10 protein-coding genes are annotated in these 17,517 nt (G+C 70.2%); 2 read left to right on the plus strand and 8 right to left on the minus strand.

Annotated elements, in window-relative coordinates:
• Positions 1-39 precede the first annotated feature (39 nt).
• The 8 genes from Ani05nite_RS07135 to Ani05nite_RS07170 all read right to left on the minus strand — a co-directional run bounded on the left by Ani05nite_RS07135 (position 40) and on the right by Ani05nite_RS07170 (position 13,380).
• On the minus strand, positions 40-3,870 hold the full coding sequence (locus tag Ani05nite_RS07135; protein ID WP_203766159.1) for a galactose-binding domain-containing protein: 3,831 nt from the start codon (positions 3,868-3,870) through the stop codon (positions 40-42).
• A gap of 75 nt (positions 3,871-3,945) precedes the next feature.
• Complete coding sequence (locus tag Ani05nite_RS07140; protein ID WP_203766160.1) at positions 3,946-6,696, minus strand: discoidin domain-containing protein; 2,751 nt, start codon at positions 6,694-6,696, stop codon at positions 3,946-3,948.
• A gap of 14 nt (positions 6,697-6,710) precedes the next feature.
• A complete protein-coding gene (locus Ani05nite_RS07145; RefSeq protein WP_203766216.1) occupies positions 6,711-8,306 on the minus strand; it encodes a glycoside hydrolase family 13 protein in 1,596 nt (531 codons plus the stop codon).
• Positions 8,307-8,401: 95 nt separating this feature from the next.
• Positions 8,402-9,367 carry a carbohydrate ABC transporter permease gene (locus Ani05nite_RS07150; protein ID WP_203766162.1) on the minus strand — a complete coding sequence of 322 codons (966 nt, stop codon included), beginning with the start codon at positions 9,365-9,367 and terminating at the stop codon, positions 8,402-8,404.
• A gap of 11 nt (positions 9,368-9,378) precedes the next feature.
• Positions 9,379-10,266: a carbohydrate ABC transporter permease gene (locus Ani05nite_RS07155; RefSeq protein ID WP_203766164.1), complete on the minus strand. Its 888-nt coding sequence runs from the start codon at positions 10,264-10,266 to the stop codon at positions 9,379-9,381.
• Between the two features lie 58 nt (positions 10,267-10,324).
• Positions 10,325-11,686 carry an ABC transporter substrate-binding protein gene (locus Ani05nite_RS07160; protein ID WP_203766166.1) on the minus strand — a complete coding sequence of 454 codons (1,362 nt, stop codon included), beginning with the start codon at positions 11,684-11,686 and terminating at the stop codon, positions 10,325-10,327.
• Between the two features lie 208 nt (positions 11,687-11,894).
• Positions 11,895-12,908: a LacI family DNA-binding transcriptional regulator gene (locus Ani05nite_RS07165; protein WP_203766167.1), complete on the minus strand. Its 1,014-nt coding sequence runs from the start codon at positions 12,906-12,908 to the stop codon at positions 11,895-11,897.
• Positions 12,909-12,993: 85 nt separating this feature from the next.
• Positions 12,994-13,380 (minus strand): SgcJ/EcaC family oxidoreductase, encoded by a 387-nt coding sequence (locus tag Ani05nite_RS07170; RefSeq protein WP_203766168.1) that lies wholly within the window; start codon positions 13,378-13,380, stop codon positions 12,994-12,996.
• Between the two features lie 106 nt (positions 13,381-13,486).
• Between Ani05nite_RS07170 and Ani05nite_RS07175 the strand changes: the two genes are divergently transcribed.
• A complete protein-coding gene (locus tag Ani05nite_RS07175; protein ID WP_203766169.1) occupies positions 13,487-14,398 on the plus strand; it encodes an RNA polymerase subunit sigma-70 in 912 nt (303 codons plus the stop codon).
• Positions 14,399-16,502: 2,104 nt separating this feature from the next.
• A complete protein-coding gene (locus tag Ani05nite_RS41770) occupies positions 16,503-16,979 on the plus strand; it encodes a methyl-accepting chemotaxis protein (protein WP_307836693.1) in 477 nt (158 codons plus the stop codon).
• Positions 16,980-17,517 lie beyond the last annotated feature (538 nt).

A 17,517-nucleotide genomic window follows, 5' to 3' on the forward strand; every position in this document is an offset into this window, starting at 1 on the left:
CGTACCGGCACACCGGTACGGGCCGCAGGACGGCGGTGCTCAGTTGCGGATGATGGTGAACGTGCTGGTCGGGTTCTCGATGTCCTTGAAGTTGTTGCTCAGCACCAGATTCGTGAAGGTCGCCGAGCCGACCGCCGGGCCCTGGCCCGCCTCCGGCATCGGGTTGGCCCAGACGCCGTAGCCCGACTTCGCGTCGTACGCGTCGCCGCTCTTACGCGCCCCGGTGATCGTGACGTTGGTGAAGACCGTGTCCTTGACCGGGTTCTGCGGGCACGTCGGGCACGTGTAGTTGGTCTGGAACATGATGCCCGAGTAGGTAGGGTCGACGATGTCGACGTTGCTGACCCGGATGCCCTGGAAGACCTTCGACGCGGAGAACACCCAGATCGCCGGGAACACCTGGCCGCCCCAGAAGTGGCCGCCGGCCCGGACGATCGAGATGTTGTCGAACACGGTCGGCGGGCTGGCGCCGAAGCCGTTCATCGGGTAGCCGAAGTCCAGCGAGCTGATCGTGATGCCCGAGTAGACCAGGGTGTCGGCGATGTAGATGTTCTTGAACGTGTTGGCGTACCCGCCGTAGACCGCGATGCCCGCGGCGCGCCAGGTGAGCGTGGTGGACAGGTTCGAGTAGACGTTGTTGATCTCGTCGGAGCCGCCCGCGTCGATCGCCGAGAACAGCGCGAAGCTGTCGTCGCCGGTGGCCCGGGCATCGTTGTTGTCGACCAGGTTGTCGGTGCTGCCGTTGGTCATGTTGACGCCGTCGGCGAACAGGTTGCGGATCCGGGAGTTCCGGATCGTCATGTGGTCGGTGTTGGCGCCCCAGTAGAGGCACACCGTGTGCTCGGCCCAGATGTTGTCGATCGTGATGTTCGAGACGTTGGCCAGGTCGAACACCTTGCCGGGGCCGTCGATGCGGATCGTGTAGTTGCCGAAGAAGGCGAAGTTCCTGAACGTGCTGCCGTTGGCGGTGGCGTCGGCCCGGAAGCCGGCGTCGGTTTCCGACTGGTTCTGCGGCGTGAAGAACCTCGTGTACCAGGGGCCGGCCCCGACGACCTGGATCGCCTTGCCGTACACCTGGAACTTGTTGGCGGTCGAGTAGTCACCGGCCGGCAGGTAGACGCCGACCTTGCTGCTGTCCTGCCGGGCCGCGTCGAACGCGGCCTGCACCGACTGCTGGTCGAAGCCGGCCGGCACCACGTACGTGGCCGGGTTCGGGTTGGCGACCGGCGCGACCTGCTCGGTGTTGATGAAGTCGATCGCGATGGGGCCGCCGTTGCCCGCGTCCTTCTGCAGCTTGATCACGCTGCCCGCCGCCACCGTGCCGTTGAGCAGGATGTTCGCCTCGTCGTAGATGTGGCGCGGGTCCGAGCCCGAGTTCTGCGGCGCCGTCTCGTTGCCGTAGAGCCACGCGTACTTCGAGTTCAGCGGCAGCGTCCTGTTCAGGGTGCCGTTGACGTAGACGTTGATCGAGCTGGTGGTGGTGTCCGGGATGGAGAACCGGGCGACCAGCGTGTTGGTGCCGGCCCGGGTGGTCCACTGCACGTAGCTGCCGGTCGAGTTCAGCGTGACGGCCCGGCGGCCGGACGCCTCGCCCGCGAGGTCGCCGACGGTACGGTTCGGGCCGACCACCGTCGCGCCGCCGCCGGTCTGGCCGTCCTCGGCCTCGTACATGTCGTACGGCATGTTCGCGCCGCGGCCCACGAAGAACGGCTTCTCGCTGGTGTTGTTGGCCCGCTTGACCGGCAACTCGTTGCCGTCGTCGGCCAGCACCGTCCGGACGGTGTACTTGCCGTTGACCGCGGTCCAGGTGCCCAGGTTGATCGCCGGCGCGGATGCGCCGGCCGCCAGGGTGCCCGAGTACGAGCCGGTCAGCGTCTTGACGGTGGCGCCCGAGTCGGACAGGAGCGTCACGGTGACGCCGTGCGCGCCGGCCACCGAGGCGCTGGTGCCCTGGTTGCGGATGGTCACCGAGAACGTGACGGTATGGCCGGCCGACGGGTTGCCCGGCGACCAGCTCACCACGGAGGCGACCAGGTCCGAGCTGCTGACCGGGGACACCACCAGGTTGGTGGGGCTGGTGTAGGAGTTGTTCGCGTCGTTCTGCTCGACGACCGTGCCGGCCTCGTCGACCTTGGCGCTGACGACGTAGCTGCCCGCGTCCCGGGCGCCGATGCTCGCCGTGACCGTGGCGGACGCGCCGGCCGCGAGGGCGCCGACGTTCGCGGCGCCGACCTTGGCCGTACCCAGGTAGAAGTTGACGTTGCTGGCCGGGCTGCCCGCGTTGCCCGCGTTGCGCACGGTGGCCGACAGGGTCACCGTGTCGGTCTCGACCGGCGCGGCCGGCGCGGCCGACAGGCCGGTGACGGTGAGGTCCGGGTTCGGCGCCGGGTTGCCGATGACCTGGAGTTCCGCGACCTGACCGCTGGGCGCGCCGGTGTTGGCGGTGAAGCTGAGCCGGATGTCCGCGGCGGTCGCGCTCACCGGCACGGTCACCGTGTTGCCGGTGGCCGGGTTGAAGGTGTACGTCGCGGAGCCGACCAGCGTGGTGAAGCCGGAGGCACTCTGCTCGCGCCCCTGGATCGAGAAGGTCTGCTGCCGGGTGCCCCACGCGGTGTCCGGGTTGAGCTTGACCACCACGGACTGGGTGGTGGCGTTGGCGCCCAGCTTGACCGTCAGGTTCGCCGGGTACGCGCTGCCCTCCCAGTAGGTGGCGGTGTCGTTGTCGTTGGCGTTGGCGGCCACGAAGGTGAACACCGTCGACGAGGCCTCGATCGGCTTGCCCACGGCCAGGTTCGTCCCGTTGGTCACCGAGCCGGTCCGGGTCACCGTGTTGCTCGCCGCCGACTCGTTGCCGGCCGCGTCGCGGGCCTTGACGTAGTACGAGACCGTCGCGCTCTCGGGCTGGCTGTCGGTGTACGTCAGCCCGGTCACGGTCGTCTTCAGCGTGCCGTTGGCGTACACGTTGTAGCCGGTCACCGCGACGTTGTCGGTCGACGCGCCCCAGGCCAGGCGGATCTGCCCGGCCGCCGGCTGGGTGTACGACAGCGTGCCCGGCGTGGTCGGCGCGCTGGTGTCACCGCCCTGCCCGGTACGGGTGACGGTGTTGCTGTTGCCGGAGGCGTTGCCGGCGGCGTCTCTGGCCCGCACGTAGTACGCCACCGTCGCGTTGTCCGGCTGACTGTCCAGATAGGTCAGCACGCCGCCGGCGACCGTGGTCCGCAGGCTGCCGTTGGCGTAGATCTCGTAGCCGGTGACGCCGACGTTGTCGCTCGACGCGTTCCAGGTGAGCCGGATCTGCCCGCTCGCCGGCTGGGTGTACGCCAGCCCGGTCGGCGCCGAGGGCGCCTGGGTGTCGCCCGTGGCCGGGCCGTACACCTCCAGCTCGGAGATCTGGCCGGCCGGCCAGCCGGTGTTGCCGGTGATGCTCAGCCGCAGGTAGCGGGCGGTGGCCGCGCCGAAGTCGATCGTCACGGCGTTGCCGGTGGCCGGGTTGAAGGTGTAGCCCGCACTCGCCTTCAGCTCGGTGAAAGCCGAGCCGGTGGTGCTGCCCTGCACGGTCAGGGTCTCGGTGCGGGTCTGCCAGGCGGTGGCCGGCGGCAGCTTGAGGACGACCTGGTTGACGCTGACGGCGGCGCCGAGGTCGACCTGCAGCCACTGGGGGAAGGCGTTGTTCTGGCTCTCCCAGTACGTCGTGGCGTTGCCGTCGCCGGCGTTGCCCGCGCCGTACACGTCGGCGAAGCTGCTGGCGCTGAACGCCTTGCCGGCGGCCAGGTTGGGGCCGGCGGCCGCGGCCGGGGCGGAGGGGAGCACGAGCTGGACCAGTGCGGTGGCTATGGCGGCGGCGAGGAGCTTTCTGCTGAATCTGGACATGGTGGGAGCGCGCCCTTCTCGGGGTGGGGGATCCGGGGAGGGCGGGCTCGGTGGGTCCCGCCCTCCCCGGGCTCGCTACGAGGTGTAGGCCTCGAACTCGGAGATCTGGCCCGCGGGCCAGCCGGTGTTGCCGGTGATGCTCAGCCGCAGGTAGCGCTGCGAGGTCGCGGGGAACGAGACGGTCGCGGTGTTGCCGGAGGACGGGTTGAACGTGTAGCCGGCGGACGCCTTGACGGTGCCGAAGGACGAGCCGTCGGCCGAGCCCAGCACGGACAGCGTCTGGGTACGGGTGGCCCAGGCGGCCGCCGGCGGCAGCTTGAGCACGATCCGGGAGACCGAGCGGGCCTGGCCGAGATCGACCGTCAGGGACTGCGGGAAGGCGTTGCTGCTGCTTTCCCAGTAGGTGTTCGCGTTGCCGTCGACGGTGTTGGCGGGGGTGTAGACGTCCGCCTGGCTGGTCGCGGAGACCGGCCGGCCGGCGGCGAGGTTGCCGGTCGGTGGCGGCGGCGTCGTCGTCGGCGGAGTCGTCGGTGTCGTCCCCCCGCTCCCGTAGGCCTCCAGCTCCGACAGCTGAGCCGCCGGCCAGCCCGTGTTGGCGGAGAAGGTCAGCCGCAGGTAGCGACGGTTGCCCGCGGGCAGGTTGATCGTCGCGGTCGGGTCGAAGGAGTAGCCGGCCGCGCCGACCAGCGACGAGTAGGACGACCCGTCGGCCGAGCCGGAGACCGCGATGGTCTGGCTGCGGGCCTCCCAGCCGGGCGGCAGCCTGAGCACCAGCCGGCCCACGGCCTGCGCGGACCCGAGGTCCACCGTGAACGTCTGCGGGAAGCTCCCGTTGGTGCTTTCCCAGTAGGTGGCCGGGTTGCCGTCGACCGCGTTGGCCCCGGTGTAGGGCCCCGACGTGCTGGAGGTGATGACGGACTTGCCCAGCGCGAGGTTTCCACTGGCGGGAGGCGTGGTGGTCGGGGGCGTGGTGGTCGGGGGCGTGGTGGTCGGGGGCGTGGTGGTCGGGGGTGTGGTGGTGTTGCCCCACTGCGGCGCCGGCCAGGGGCCGCAGTCCGGGGTGTCGGTGTACCAGCCGGTGTTGGTGCCGGTCCGGGTGATCTGGAACGACGGGCCCACGCAGTTGTGGATCGGCTTGGGCTGGGCGATGCCGCTCGCCCGCACGTTGTCGAAGCTCACCTGGCTGGGCGCCTGGACCTGGAGCGCGTACGTGCCCGCACCCTGGATGTTCACGTTGCTCAGGTGGATCCCGGTGGTCTGGCCCTCGATCCACATGAGGGCCGCGTACGAGCTGTCCAGGATGTCGGTGTCGGTGATGGTGATCGTCGGGTTCTGGAACGCCTCGTTGAGGGCGGAGAACCAGATCGCCCCCACGCCGAAGTTCCAGTTGTAGTCGGAGTTGCCGGCCCGGATCAGGGTGTTGCGGGCCAGCGTCCAGGTGCCCTGCACGCCGCTCGCGCCGTTGACCCCCGGGTAGCGGTTGGCGACGTGGATGCCGCCGCCGTTGGTGACCGTGTCGGACACCACGTTGTCGGTCATCACGATGTCCCGGCCGCCGTAGCTGACCAGGTTGTTGGCCAGGATCGGGGCGACCACGGTGTTGTGCGTGAACGAGTTGGCCACGTTCGGGACGCTCTCCGCCCACATGGCCAGCCCGTCGTCGCCGGTGTTGCGGACGAAGGTGTTGGTGACCGTGGAGTTGGTGACGCCGATGTGGAAGTTCACGCCGTCCGCGGTCTGGTCCAGGATCCGGCTGTTGCGGATGGTGAACCGGTCCATCGGCCCGTCCATCCACGCGCCGACCTTGGTGTGCTGCATCCACACGTTGTCGATCACCGAGTTGGACATGGCCCCGCCGAACGCGTTGACCTGGTCCTCGTCGACCCGTTCGCGGATGTCGCCGATGACGGCCAGGTCCCGGACCGTGACGTTCTGGCTGGGGCCGCCCTGGTTGGCGTACTTGCCGTAGATGCCGGCGGCCAGGTTGCGCTGGGTGGGGTGGCGCCCGCCGAGCACGGTGTACCAGGGCCCGGCGCCCACCAGGCTGACCCGGTCGACGATGACGTGGCCGTAGAGCGTGTACGTGCCCGGCGGGAGGTAGACCGTGCCCCCGGCGTTGACGGCGGCCTGGATCTTCGCCGTGGAGTCGGTGGCGCCGGTCGGGTCGGCGCCGAACTGCGCGACCGCGTCCACCGCGCCGGCCGGCTTCCCGATCGGGTCCGGCACGTTCTCGAAGTCGGCCAGGTCGATGGTGAAGGTGGGCGACTGGGCGGTCGAGCTGACCTGCAGCCGCACCTTGGTGCCGGCCGCGTACGTGGTCCCGAACATGGTCCGGGCCTCGTCGTAGAAGTGGTGCGGGTTGCTGTCGCCCGGGTTGTTGTTGAACGGGTAGCCGCCGTAGTACCAGCTGTATTTCGAGGTCACCGGCACGGTACGGACCACGGCGTTGTTCACCCGCACGTCGATCGTGGCGTCCCGGCCGGCGCCGTTGTTGCCGTCGGGGAGGCTGTAGCGGAACGTCATCGCGTTCGCCGGCTTGGTCAGGGTGAACTCGACGTACTCGCCCGTGGCGTCCAGGGTGACGGCCTCGCGACCGGACGCCTCGGACGACAACTGGCCGTAGTAGCGGCTGGTGCCGGTCCTCGTGCCGGTGAAGGCGGCGTTCTCCGCCTCGGTCTCGGTGAACGGCACGGTGGCGCCGCGGCCGGGGACGTCGAAGGGGGAGAGTCCCGCCGCGGCGGCCGGGGCCGCCGTCGCGGTGATGACGGCGGCGAAGGAAGCCGCGGTGAGTAGCGCCAGGGACAGGTGGACGGTTCGGTTGGCCATGGGGATCCCTTTCGTCAGGTGGCCAGGCGCAGCCAGACGGCGGTGTCCGGGGGGATCAGGTCACCGTCGAGCGGACTGCTGGTGAGCAGGCACTGGTCGTGGTCCGGCAGGGCGACCGCGACCTCGGACATGTTGAGCACACAGGCGAAGCCGGGCCCCCGGCGGTAGGCCAGCACCCCGGGGGAGGCGGGCAGCCACGCCATGGCGGAGGTGTGCAGCCCCGGCTCGGCGCGCCGGGCGGCGATGGCGGCCCGGTAGAGCTCCAGCATCGAGCTGGGGTCGCCGGTCTGGGCGTGGACCGTGCGGTCCTTCCACTCCGGCGGCTGCGGCAGCCAGGGCGTCGCGGTGGAGAAGCCGAACGGCGGCTCGTCGCCGTCCCACGGCAACGGCACCCGGCAGCCGTCCCGGCTGTGTCCGCGGCGGGCCCACATCGGATCCTGCAACTGCTCCACGGGGATGTTCTCGTTCTCCCAGAGTCCCAGCTCCTCGCCCTGGTAGACGTAGGTGGCGCCGGGCAGGGAGAGCGAGAGCAGCGCGGCGGCGCGGGCCCGCCGGGTGCCCAGCTCCAGGTCGACCGGGCTGCCGTCGAGGTTGTTGGCGAAGCTGAACGTGGTCTTCTCGCGGCCGTACCGGGTGACGTGCCGGGTGACGTCGTGGTTGGACAGCACCCAGGTGGCCGGCGCGCCGATCGCCCGGTGCGCGTCCAGGGTGCGGTCGATGCACTCGCGCATCAGCGCGGGCTCCCAGGCGCAGCCGAGGAAGTCGAAGTTGAACGCGGCGTGCAGCTCGTCCGGGCGCAGGTAGTTGGCGAACCGGTCGGCCTCCGGCAGCCACACCTCGCCGATCAGGGCCCGGTCCGGATAGCCGTCGGCGATCCGGCGCCAGGCGCGGTAGACGTCGTGCACCGCGTCCAGGTCGTGAAAGGGGTGCGGCCGGCCATCGACCACGGGCGGCAGCTCCGGGTCCTTGATCAGCAGAGCGGCCGAGTCGATCCGGATGCCGTCCACGCCCCGCTCGAACCAGAAGCGCAGGATGTCCGCGAACTCGGCCCGCACCCGCGGGTGGTCCCAGTTGAGGTCGGGCTGCTCCGGGGTGAACAGGTGCAGGTACCAGTCGCCCGGGGTGCCGTCCGGGTTCGTGGTGCGGGTCCAGGTGGTGCCGCCGAACTCGCCCACCCAGTCGGTCGGCATCCGGCCGCCGTCCGGGCCGCGCCCGGGGCGGAACCAGAACAGCTCCCGCTCCTCGGCCTCCGGGTCGGCCAGCGCCCGCTGGAACCACTCGTGCCGGCTGGAGACGTGGTTGGGCACGATGTCGACGATCATCCTGATCCCGGCCGCGTGGGCCTCGGTGATCAGCGCCTCCGCCTCGGCGAGCGAGCCGAAGACCGGGTCGATGTCGCGGAAGTCGGCCACGTCGTAGCCGGCGTCGGCCATCGGGGAGGGATACCACGGGCTCATCCAGATCGCGTCGACGCCGAGGTCCGACAGGTGGCCCAGGCGCGCGCGGATGCCGCCGATGTCCCCGATGCCGTCGCCGTCGCTGTCGGCGAAGCTGCGCGGGTACACCTGGTAGATGACGGCGTCGCGCCACCAGGGGCCCTGGTCGGAAATAGCCACTGTGACCTGCTTTCTGTGTGTCTCGATGGGGGGTTTCGGGCGCACGGGTCCCGGCGGTCGGCACTGACCGCCGAGGGGACCGGCCGGTGTCAGCCCTTCATCGAGCCCGCGGAGAGCCCGCCGATGATGCTGCGCTGGAAGATCAGGAAGACGACGATCATCGGTACGCTCGCGATGGCCAGCCCGGCCATGAACTCCGTCGGCGGCACCTGGCTGGTGTTGGCCAGCCGGCTCAGCGCCACGCTGAGGGTCTGCGCCTCCGGCTCCGGCAGCACCAGCAGCGGCCAGAGGAAGTCCTTCCAGAGCGCGATGATGATGAAGATCGAGACCACGCCGAGGACCGGACGGGACAGCGGCAGGATGATCGACCACAGCTGGCGCAGCTTGCCCGCGCCGTCGATCGACGCGGCGTCCAGCAGGTCGTCGGGGATCTGGTCGAAGAACCGCTTGAGCACGTAGACGTTGAACGCGTTCGCGGCGGCCGGCAGCCACAGCGCCCACGGCGTGTTGAGCAGGTTGACGTGCACCAGCGGCACGTCCACCACGGTCAGGTACGCCGGCACCAGCAGCGCCGAGGCGGGCAGCATCAGGCTGGCCAGGACCGCGCCGAGCAGGATCTTGCCGAGGACCGGCTTGAGCTTGCTGAGGGCGTACGCGACACCGACGTCGAAGATCAGCGCGATCAGCCACCCGCCGACGGCGTACAACACCGTGTTGAGGAAGTACCGGGCGATCCGCATGCTGCTCCACGCGGTCGCGTAGTTCTCCGGGTGCCAGGAGTGCGGGATGAAGGTGGGGGTGCTCAGGGCGTACTCGGCGGGCGACTTCACCGCGCTGGCGAACATCCAGTAGAGCGGGACCAGGAAGACCAGCACGAAGACGGCGATGGTCAGGCCGAGCACGGTGAAGTACAGCCCGCGGTGGCGCCGCAGGTCGACGGTGGAGATCAGGGTGCGGGTGGCCGGTCCGGCGCCGGCCCGCGGCCGGCGGCGCGGCGGTACGGGGGCGGGCGTCGCGCCGCTGATCGGGGTCTGCGGCGGGGCGGTCAGAGTCATGGCGGTTCCCCTCAGTCCGCGGTCCGGGTCAGCCGCAGGTAGAGCGCCGAGAAGGCGCCCAGCACCACGAACAGCAGCATGCTCATCGCGGCGGCGAGGCCGAAGTCCTGGTTGACCGTGAAGGCGTAGCGGTAGACGAGCACCAGCACGGTGATCGTGTCCGGATTGGAGGTGCCGGTCAGCGCGAACGGCTCGATGAACACCTGCATCGTCGCGATGATCTGCAACAGCAGCAGGACCAGCATGATGAAGCGCATCTGCGGGAGCGTGACGTGCCGCAGCCGCTGCCAGACGCTCGCGCCGTCCAGCTCGGCGGCCTCGTACAGCTCGCCCTGGATGCCCTGCAGGGCGGCCAGGTACATCAGCGTGGCCCCGCCGAGGTTGGCCCAGGTCGACACCAGGACCAGCGAGATCATCGCCGTGCCGGACGACTGCGTCCACTGCGACTCCGGCAGCCCGACGCCGCGCAGCACCGAGTTGAACAGGCCGTTGCCCGGGTCGTAGAAGTAGCGCCAGAGCAGCACCGCCACGATCGGCGGCAGCATCACCGGCAGGTAGACCAGCACCCGGAAGAAGCCGCTGAAGTGGCGGAACTCGTTGAGCAGCACCGCGATGAAGAACGGCAGCACGAAACCGAGGACCAGGGCCAGCCCGGTGAACAGCAGCGTGTTCCTCCACGCCGTGTAGAACAGCGGATCGTCGAAGAGCGCCCGGTAGTTGTCCAGGCCCACCCAGTACGGCGGGGCCACGAAGTTGTTCTGCTGGAAGCTGAGGATCACGCCGCGGACCAGCGGATACCAGGAGAAGAAGGCGAAACACAGCAGCCCGGCCGCCATGAACGCGTACGCCAGCAGGTTGTCCTGGATCTTCCGGCGCACCCGGGCCGTCAGAACCGCCATCGTCACTCCTTGTCTGCGCCGGGCCGCCGGCGGGGTCGTCCGCCGGCGGCCCGGCCGGTTACTTGACGCCGGCCAGGATGGAGTTGGCCTGGGTCTCCGCGTCGGCCAGCAGCTTGTCGACGTCCGCGTTCCGGTCGGTCAGGACCTTCTGCATCGCCACGTCGAGGGCGGCGTAGATCTGCTGGGCGTTCGGCGGCTCCAGCTTCACCGGGATGCTCGCCATGCCGGCCACGAACGGGGCGTAGTTCTCCTGCGGGACGTTGGCGTACTTCTTGTCGGCCGCGGCCTGGGTCTGCGCCGCCGCGCCGGTGAAGATGGCCGGCTCGGGCAGGCCGACCGGCTGGTCGGTCTCGCTCGACCACTTGTTCTCGGCCTCGTACCGGTCCGCCGAGGTGAACCAGAAGGTCAGCCACTTGAGGCCGGCGTTGATCTTCTCGGGGCTCAGCCCGGCCTTGAACATGTAGCCCTCGCCACCGCCGAGCGTGCCCTTGCCGTCCGGGATGGGGCCGAGGCCGTAGGTCGCGTACTTGCCCTTGTACTGGTTGACGATCGTCGGGATGTTGTCCGCGGTCGCCAGGTACATGCCGAGCTTGCCCGAGCCCATCTGCTGGAGCAGGTCGGCCCACTCCAGCAGCTGCTTCTGGCCCATCGAGTTGTCGGTCCAGCGCATGTCCTTCAGCTGCTGCAGGACCTGCTTGCCCTGCGGGCCGTTGAACGCCGCCTTCCAGGTGCCGCCGTTGTTGACCGCCACTTCGCCGCCGAGCGAGTACAGCTCGGTGGTGAAGTGCCAGCCGCCGGTGTTGTTCTTGCTGTAGTCGCCGTAGCCGACCGTGCCGTTGCCCAGGCCGGCGATCTTCTTGGCCGCGGTGCGCACCTCGGCCCAGGTCTTCGGCGGGCTGTTCGGGTCCAGGCCGGCCTTGGTGAACAGCTCGCGGTTGTAGAGCAGGCCCATCGAGTAGTTCTTGTACGGCAGGCCGTACGTGGCGCCCTTGTCGTCCTGGAACACCCGCAGCACCTCGGGCTTGAGCTGCGAGGTGATCGGATAGTCCTTGAGGTACTTGCTGATGTCCGACACCTGGCGCTTGGCGATGAGGCTGGCCGGGTCGGTGAAGTAGACGTAGAAGACGTCCTCGAGCTGGCCGCCGGCGAGCTTGGCGGGGAACGTCTGCGGGTCCATCTTGCCCTCGCGGGCGTCGATCTTGATGGTCGGGTTGGCCTTCTCGAACTCGGCCACGTTGGCCAGGAACCGGTCGTGGGTGGCCTTCTCGGTGGCCGGTGGGAGGCCGTTGACCACCAGCGTGACCTTGCCGTCCTTGGTCGCCGCGGGGGTGTCGTCGCTGTCGCCGCACGCGGCGGCGGACAGCGCGACCCCGGCGACGAGCAGCAGCCCGAGGGCGCTGCGCAGCCTGATTGTGAACATGGGAAAGAGACCCCTTCCTGGGGTGGGTGCGCGCCTTGGGGGAGTTCGCTCATCGGTGCGATGTTTCGTGGCAGTGACGATACAAAGTCCAACCGACTCCCGCAAGAAGTGAACCGGCAGCAGAAAAAACGCGACGGCTGTGGCCCAGGGCACACGAAGAAGGGCGGACCTCCCGGTCCGCCCCTCTTGATGGAGATGAATGTCCTGATCAGCCGCCCGCGGCCGGCACCGGACCGGTGGACCCGCGCACCACCAGCTCCGGCTCGAAGAGCAGCTCGTCCGTGGTGGCCGCGGCGCCCTCGATCTGGTTCACCAGCACGTCGACCGCGGCCTGCCCCATCAGCTCGATCGGCTGCCGCACGGTCGTCAGCGGCGGATCGGTGCAGGTCATCAGCACGCTGTCGTCGTAGCCGACCACGGACACGTCGCGGGGCACGTCCAGGCCGAGCCGGCGGGCGGCCCGGATCGACCCCAGGGCCAGCACGTCGCTGGCGCAGATCAGCGCCGTGCTGCCGCGCTGGATCAGCCGGGTGGCGGCCAGCCGGGCGCTCTCCATCGAGAAGTTGGTGCGCTCGACGGGCCAGTCGGCCGCCGGGCCGGACCAGCCCGCGGCCTCCTTGACCGCGGCCAGCTTGCGGCGCGACGGCACGTGGTCCTCCGGACCCATCACCATGCCGATCCGCTCGTGCCCGAGCGAGCGCAGGTGCCCGAACGCCTGCTCCACCGCCACCGCGTCGTCGGTGGAGATGCGGGGGAAGCCCAGGCCGTCCACGCCGCCGTTGACCATCACCACCGGCATCCGGCGGTCCAGCAGCTGCCGGTAATGCCCGTGCTCGGCCCCGGCCAGCGCGTACGAGCCGCCGGCGAAGACCACGCCGGACACCTGGTGGTCCAGCAGCATCTCGATGTAGTCGCGCTCGGGCACGCCGCCGATCGTGCGGGCGCACAGCGCCGGGGTGAAACCACGCTGCGCGAGCGACGCGGTCACCACCTCGGCCAGCGCGGGGAAGATCGGGTTCTGCAGCTCGGGCAGCACGAGGCCGACCAGCCGGCCGCGCTCACCGCGCAGCTTGGTGGGCCGCTCGTACCCGAGCACGTCGAGGGCCGTCAGCACGGACGCCCGGGTCGCCTCGGACACGCCGCTGCGGCCATTGAGCACCCGGCTGACGGTCGCCTCACTGACGCCGGCCTTCTTCGCCACCTCGGCGAGACGTTTGGTCACGCCGGAATCCTACGTCAGAGCGCTGCAAATCTTGAACGGGTCCTTGCAGCGGCGGACGAACGGCTGCCCGGTCTTGCGGATCCGGTCAGTTCGCCGTTGCAACGTTGGCGTACGCGGCGACCCGCCACCCCGCCGGCGTCCGCCGCAGGGTCCAGGTCGCCCGCCGCTCCCGGGCCGCCGGCAGGGCCGTCTCGCCCGGCAGCAGGAACCCGGTCCGGCTGATCACCACCGCGCCGTCGCCGCCCACGCGGACCAGCTCCGGCTCGTCGACGCCCCGGGTGCCCTTCAGTGGCCCGTCGAAGCCGGCGGCCATCCAGGCCCGGATCTCGCCGGCGTCCCGGTGGAAGATCCCGCCGGGCAGCACCACCGTCGCGTCCGGGGTGTAGTGCGCGGCGAAGGCGTCGGCGTCGTTGGCGTCCCAGGCCGCGGTGATCGACCGCAGCACCGCGCGGACCTCCTGCTCGTCGTCCATGGCTCGTCCTCTCCTGCTCCAGTGGGCTGTCGCCGGTACCTACCGCCGACACGCCGCGAATTCATCGCCGCCGGACCGGTGACTTCCGGGCCCGCCGGCGGTACTCATGGGCGTGGAGTTCGAGGCCCTGACCGCGCCGTACCGCCGGGAACTGCTCGCGCACTGCTACCGCATGTCCGGATCGGCGCATGACGCCGAGGACCTGGTGCAGGAGACGCTGCTGCGCGCCTGGCGCGCTTTCGGCACGTACGACGAGAGCCGCGCCTCGCTGCGCACCTGGCTCTACCGGATCGCGACCAACGCCTGCCTGACCGCCCTCCGGGGCCGGGCCCGCCGCCCGCTGCCCTCCGGCCTGGTCGCCGCCCTGGAAGACCCGGACGCGCCGATGACGCCCGCCCGCGAGGTGCCGTGGTTGCAGCCGTGGCGCACCGACCCGGCCGACGTCGTCGCCGCCCGCAGCCGCCTGCGGCTGGCGTTCGTCGCCGCGCTGCAATTCCTGCCACCCCGCCAGCGAGCCATCCTGCTGCTGCGCGACGTGCTGGAATTCCCGGCGGCGGAGGTGGCCGCAACGCTGGGCACGAGCACGGCAGCGGTGAACAGCGGCTTGCAGCGGGCCCGGGCCCGCATGGGCGAGACGCGCGAGGAAGACCTGCGCCCACCGGCCGACCCGGCGGTGATCGACCGGTACGTGGCGGCGTTCGAAAGCGCCGACCTGGACGCGCTACGCCGGCTGCTGGTGGCGGACGTGGTGCTGGAAATGCCGCCGGTGCTGAACTGGTATGTGGGCGCGGAGGCGTACGCGAGCTTCATCGCGCGGGTGTGGACGATGCGCGGCACGGACTGGCACATGCTGCCGATGGAGGCCAACTGCCAGCCGGCGGTGGCGGCGTACGCCGGGGGACGGGCCCATACGGTCCAGGTCTTCGAGGTCGCGGGGGAGGCGATCGCCCGGACCGTGGTCTTCCAGGACGAAAGCCTGTTCTCGGCGTTCGGACTGCCGCTGAACTGGCCGGGCTGATCCGCGCCTGCACCGTGCCTGGCCCACTTCCTTCGCCACGACCGCCACCGTCACGACCGTGGCCGTCGCTTCCTCAACTGCCACCGCCTCGACCGTCACCGCCTCGACCGCGGCCGTCGCCGTTGCCGCTTCGCCGATGCCACCGCCACGGCGCCACCTCCGGCCTATTGCCACCTCCGCGATCACGACCACCGCCACCTTTGCCACCACCACCTTTGCCACCCCTCCTCCTCCACCGTCTCCTCCGCCGGCCGCCATCATCACGTGCTTTTCCTGGCGTCCCGAGCGCTATTTAATGCATCGTCCATGGCGCATCGCCGTAGCCCAAAAGATCAATCGGATATCGGCACCATCGACCGTCGATCGGGACCCAAAACTGTCGTAGGGATACGAGATGATTGACCCATGCGGCAGCTACAACTCTTCACCGCGGCCGAAGTGGCTACGATGCGCGACCGAACCGCGTCGCGTAAGTACTCGCCCGAGAAGGAGCAATTCCGCCGCACCCACGAGCGCCATCGTGCGTGGGGTCTGAAGCGACGTCACGCCGAGCGCCTGCGTCATTCGCGCGAAAGAGCACTTGCCACCCACCCAGCCGGCGCGGAGGCGACCCCGCCACCCCGCCCAGCTTCGCCCCGCCCAGCTTCGCCCCGCCCTGCTCTGCCCTGCGCGGCTCTGCCCCGCCCTGCTCCGTCCCGCCCTGCTCCGTCCCGCCCTGCTCCGTCCCGCCCCGCTCCGTCCCGCTCGGCTCCGCCTTGCCCGCCCCCACCCCCGACTTTCGACACCCGCCCGGCGGCGCGCGCCACCGACCCGGGACTGGACCACCCCGTCGTGACCGGCGAGGATCTGCAGCAGCCGCACGGTCGCCGGCCTGAGCCGACGCACTCTCCCGGCGTGCAGTGTTCAACGTCCGTGCCCACCGCGCTTGGGCCGGTGACTGATGGTCATCGCGAGTCCTCGGTGCGGTCAGCCTCGGGGCAGGGGAGTCCGACGCCGGGAAGCCCGACGCCGGAAAGCCTGATGCGGGGGAACACGATATCGGGGAGCCCGATGGCGGAGAGCCTGCGGCCGGCGAGCGCAGAGGCGGGTAGCCCAAAGACGGTGAGTGCGCGGCCCGGGAATCCGAGGCCGGCGAGCTTGCGGCCAAGGCTCTTGCGGTCGGGGGGTCCAAGATCGCGGAGTTCACGGCCGGTGAGCCCAGGATGGCGGAGTCGGGTGACTACGGTCGCCTGCGGCCCGCGGTTGCTGCCCGAATCACCTTCCCGACACCGCCGCCCCACCGAACATTTCGCCGCGACGAAGAGCAGATTTCTTTCCGTCGCCAGCCAAGGTCTATTACGAATGCGCGGACGCTCGCCGCCAATTTCGTAAATATTCTCTCGACGCCCTGGCGAGTGGGGCCAGTCATTCGCGCATCGCCGGTCTTCGGTTATGGATCATTCATACCACGTGAGGTGGTGCCTGGAACGGCTGCCATTGCGGACCGGAATGGCCTAGAACATCGGCATCATGCGGTGCTGTTTAGCCGACGGGGCCGTGCTCGCGCGGCTCGGTTGCGCGGTGGTGTCGTGTGGTGAGCGGGCCTTCATCGGCGGGACTTTCACGGGCGGGAGTGCCACGCGGGAGCTGTCTACGAGCCGCCCTTGCCGCGGTGTCCCAGTCATGGATCTACTCCCGGGCGGTGCTTGCTCGCGGGTAAGTCTGGTCCCGGGGTCCCGGGGTCCCGGGGTCCCGGACTGGACCTGCCGAGGCGTGCCCGCCTGGGTTCGCTTCCCGGGCGTGCCCACCTGGGCCTGCCTCCAGGGCGTGCCCGTCCGGGCCTCTCAGGCGTGCCCGCCCGGCCTGCCTCCGAGGCGTTCCTGGCTGGAACTGCTTCAGCGGTGTCGCCGGCCGGGCCTGCCTTCGGGGCGTCCTGAGTTGGGACAGCGGCCAAGGCGGCGCGGCTGAGGGATGCCTCTGGCTGGGGCGTGCTTGCCATCGGTGGGGCCATGCGAGGCGGCCTCGGCGGGTGGGAGGTTCCGGGCTTCGATCGGGGAATCTCGGCGAAGTGGTGGGGTCGGGTGGGATGTTGGAGGTCCGAGCCGGCGGCGAGGGGTGGACCGGGATGACGGGCTGGGCCAGCGAGGACGATCAGTCGGGGACCGCGGCGCGGCGGTCGGCGCATCGGCTTGCCGACGTCAGTAGTGACATGGCGACTGCGACGCGGTCGGCCGTGCGGGCCGCGCAGACTGCCGTCGAGGTCATTCAGCGGCTCGAGGCCAGCAGTGCGGAGATCGGCAAGGTGGTTGAGCTGATTGCCACCATTGCCCAGCAGACCAACCTGCTCGCGTTGAACGCGACCATCGAGGCGGCCCGGGCCGGTGAGGCGGGGCGGGGCTTCGCCGTGGTGGCCAGCGAGGTCAAGGATCTGGCGAACGAGACCGCCGTGGCCACCAGCGAGATCGGCGGGCAGGTCGGCGGCATTCGTGGCGACACCCAGAACGCCGTGTCGGCGATCGAGGAGATGCGCGGGTTGATCGAGGAGCTGGACCGCTGCCAGCAGGTGATCAGCGAGATCGTGCTCGACCAGCGCGCCGGCTAAACCGCAGCCGCAGCTCTGGCGGACCACGGCCGAAAGCCGCAGTCCGATGTCCGCACCGCGCTGACGCAAGATGCCCTTCACTGTCGAAAGGCGCTGCTCGCTGCCGCTGCCCGCACATCGTCACCGGTTGCCGCTGGCTGCATCTCGCTCCGCAAGTCGTTGCGGGCTGACCGAACCCCCGCTGCCCAAAGCCGTTGTCCGCTGCCTGCAGCTCGTTACCGCAAGCTGCAGCCGGTTGCCGCAAGCCACTGCCCGCCGCTCGCAGCCATCGGCCCGCTGCCGCCCGCTGCCGCCCGCTGCCTCTGCCCTCAGCCACCGTCCGCTGCGACAAGCATCTGCCCGCTGCTCGCTTACGGCTGCCGCAAGCCGCTGTCCGCGGCGCGCAGCTGGCAGTCTGCTGCCGCAAGCTGCTTCCCGCTGCAGCAAGCTGCTGCCCTGCCCCTTGCCGCTGGCCGCCCCCGCTGCCCGCCCCCGCTGCCCGCTGCCGCAAGCTGCTTCCCGCTGCAGCAAGCTGCTGCCCTGCCCCTTGCCGCTGGCC

It is taken from the genome of Actinoplanes nipponensis, from assembly GCF_016862275.1.
GTDB classification, from domain to species: Bacteria; Actinomycetota; Actinomycetes; order Mycobacteriales; family Micromonosporaceae; genus Actinoplanes; species Actinoplanes nipponensis.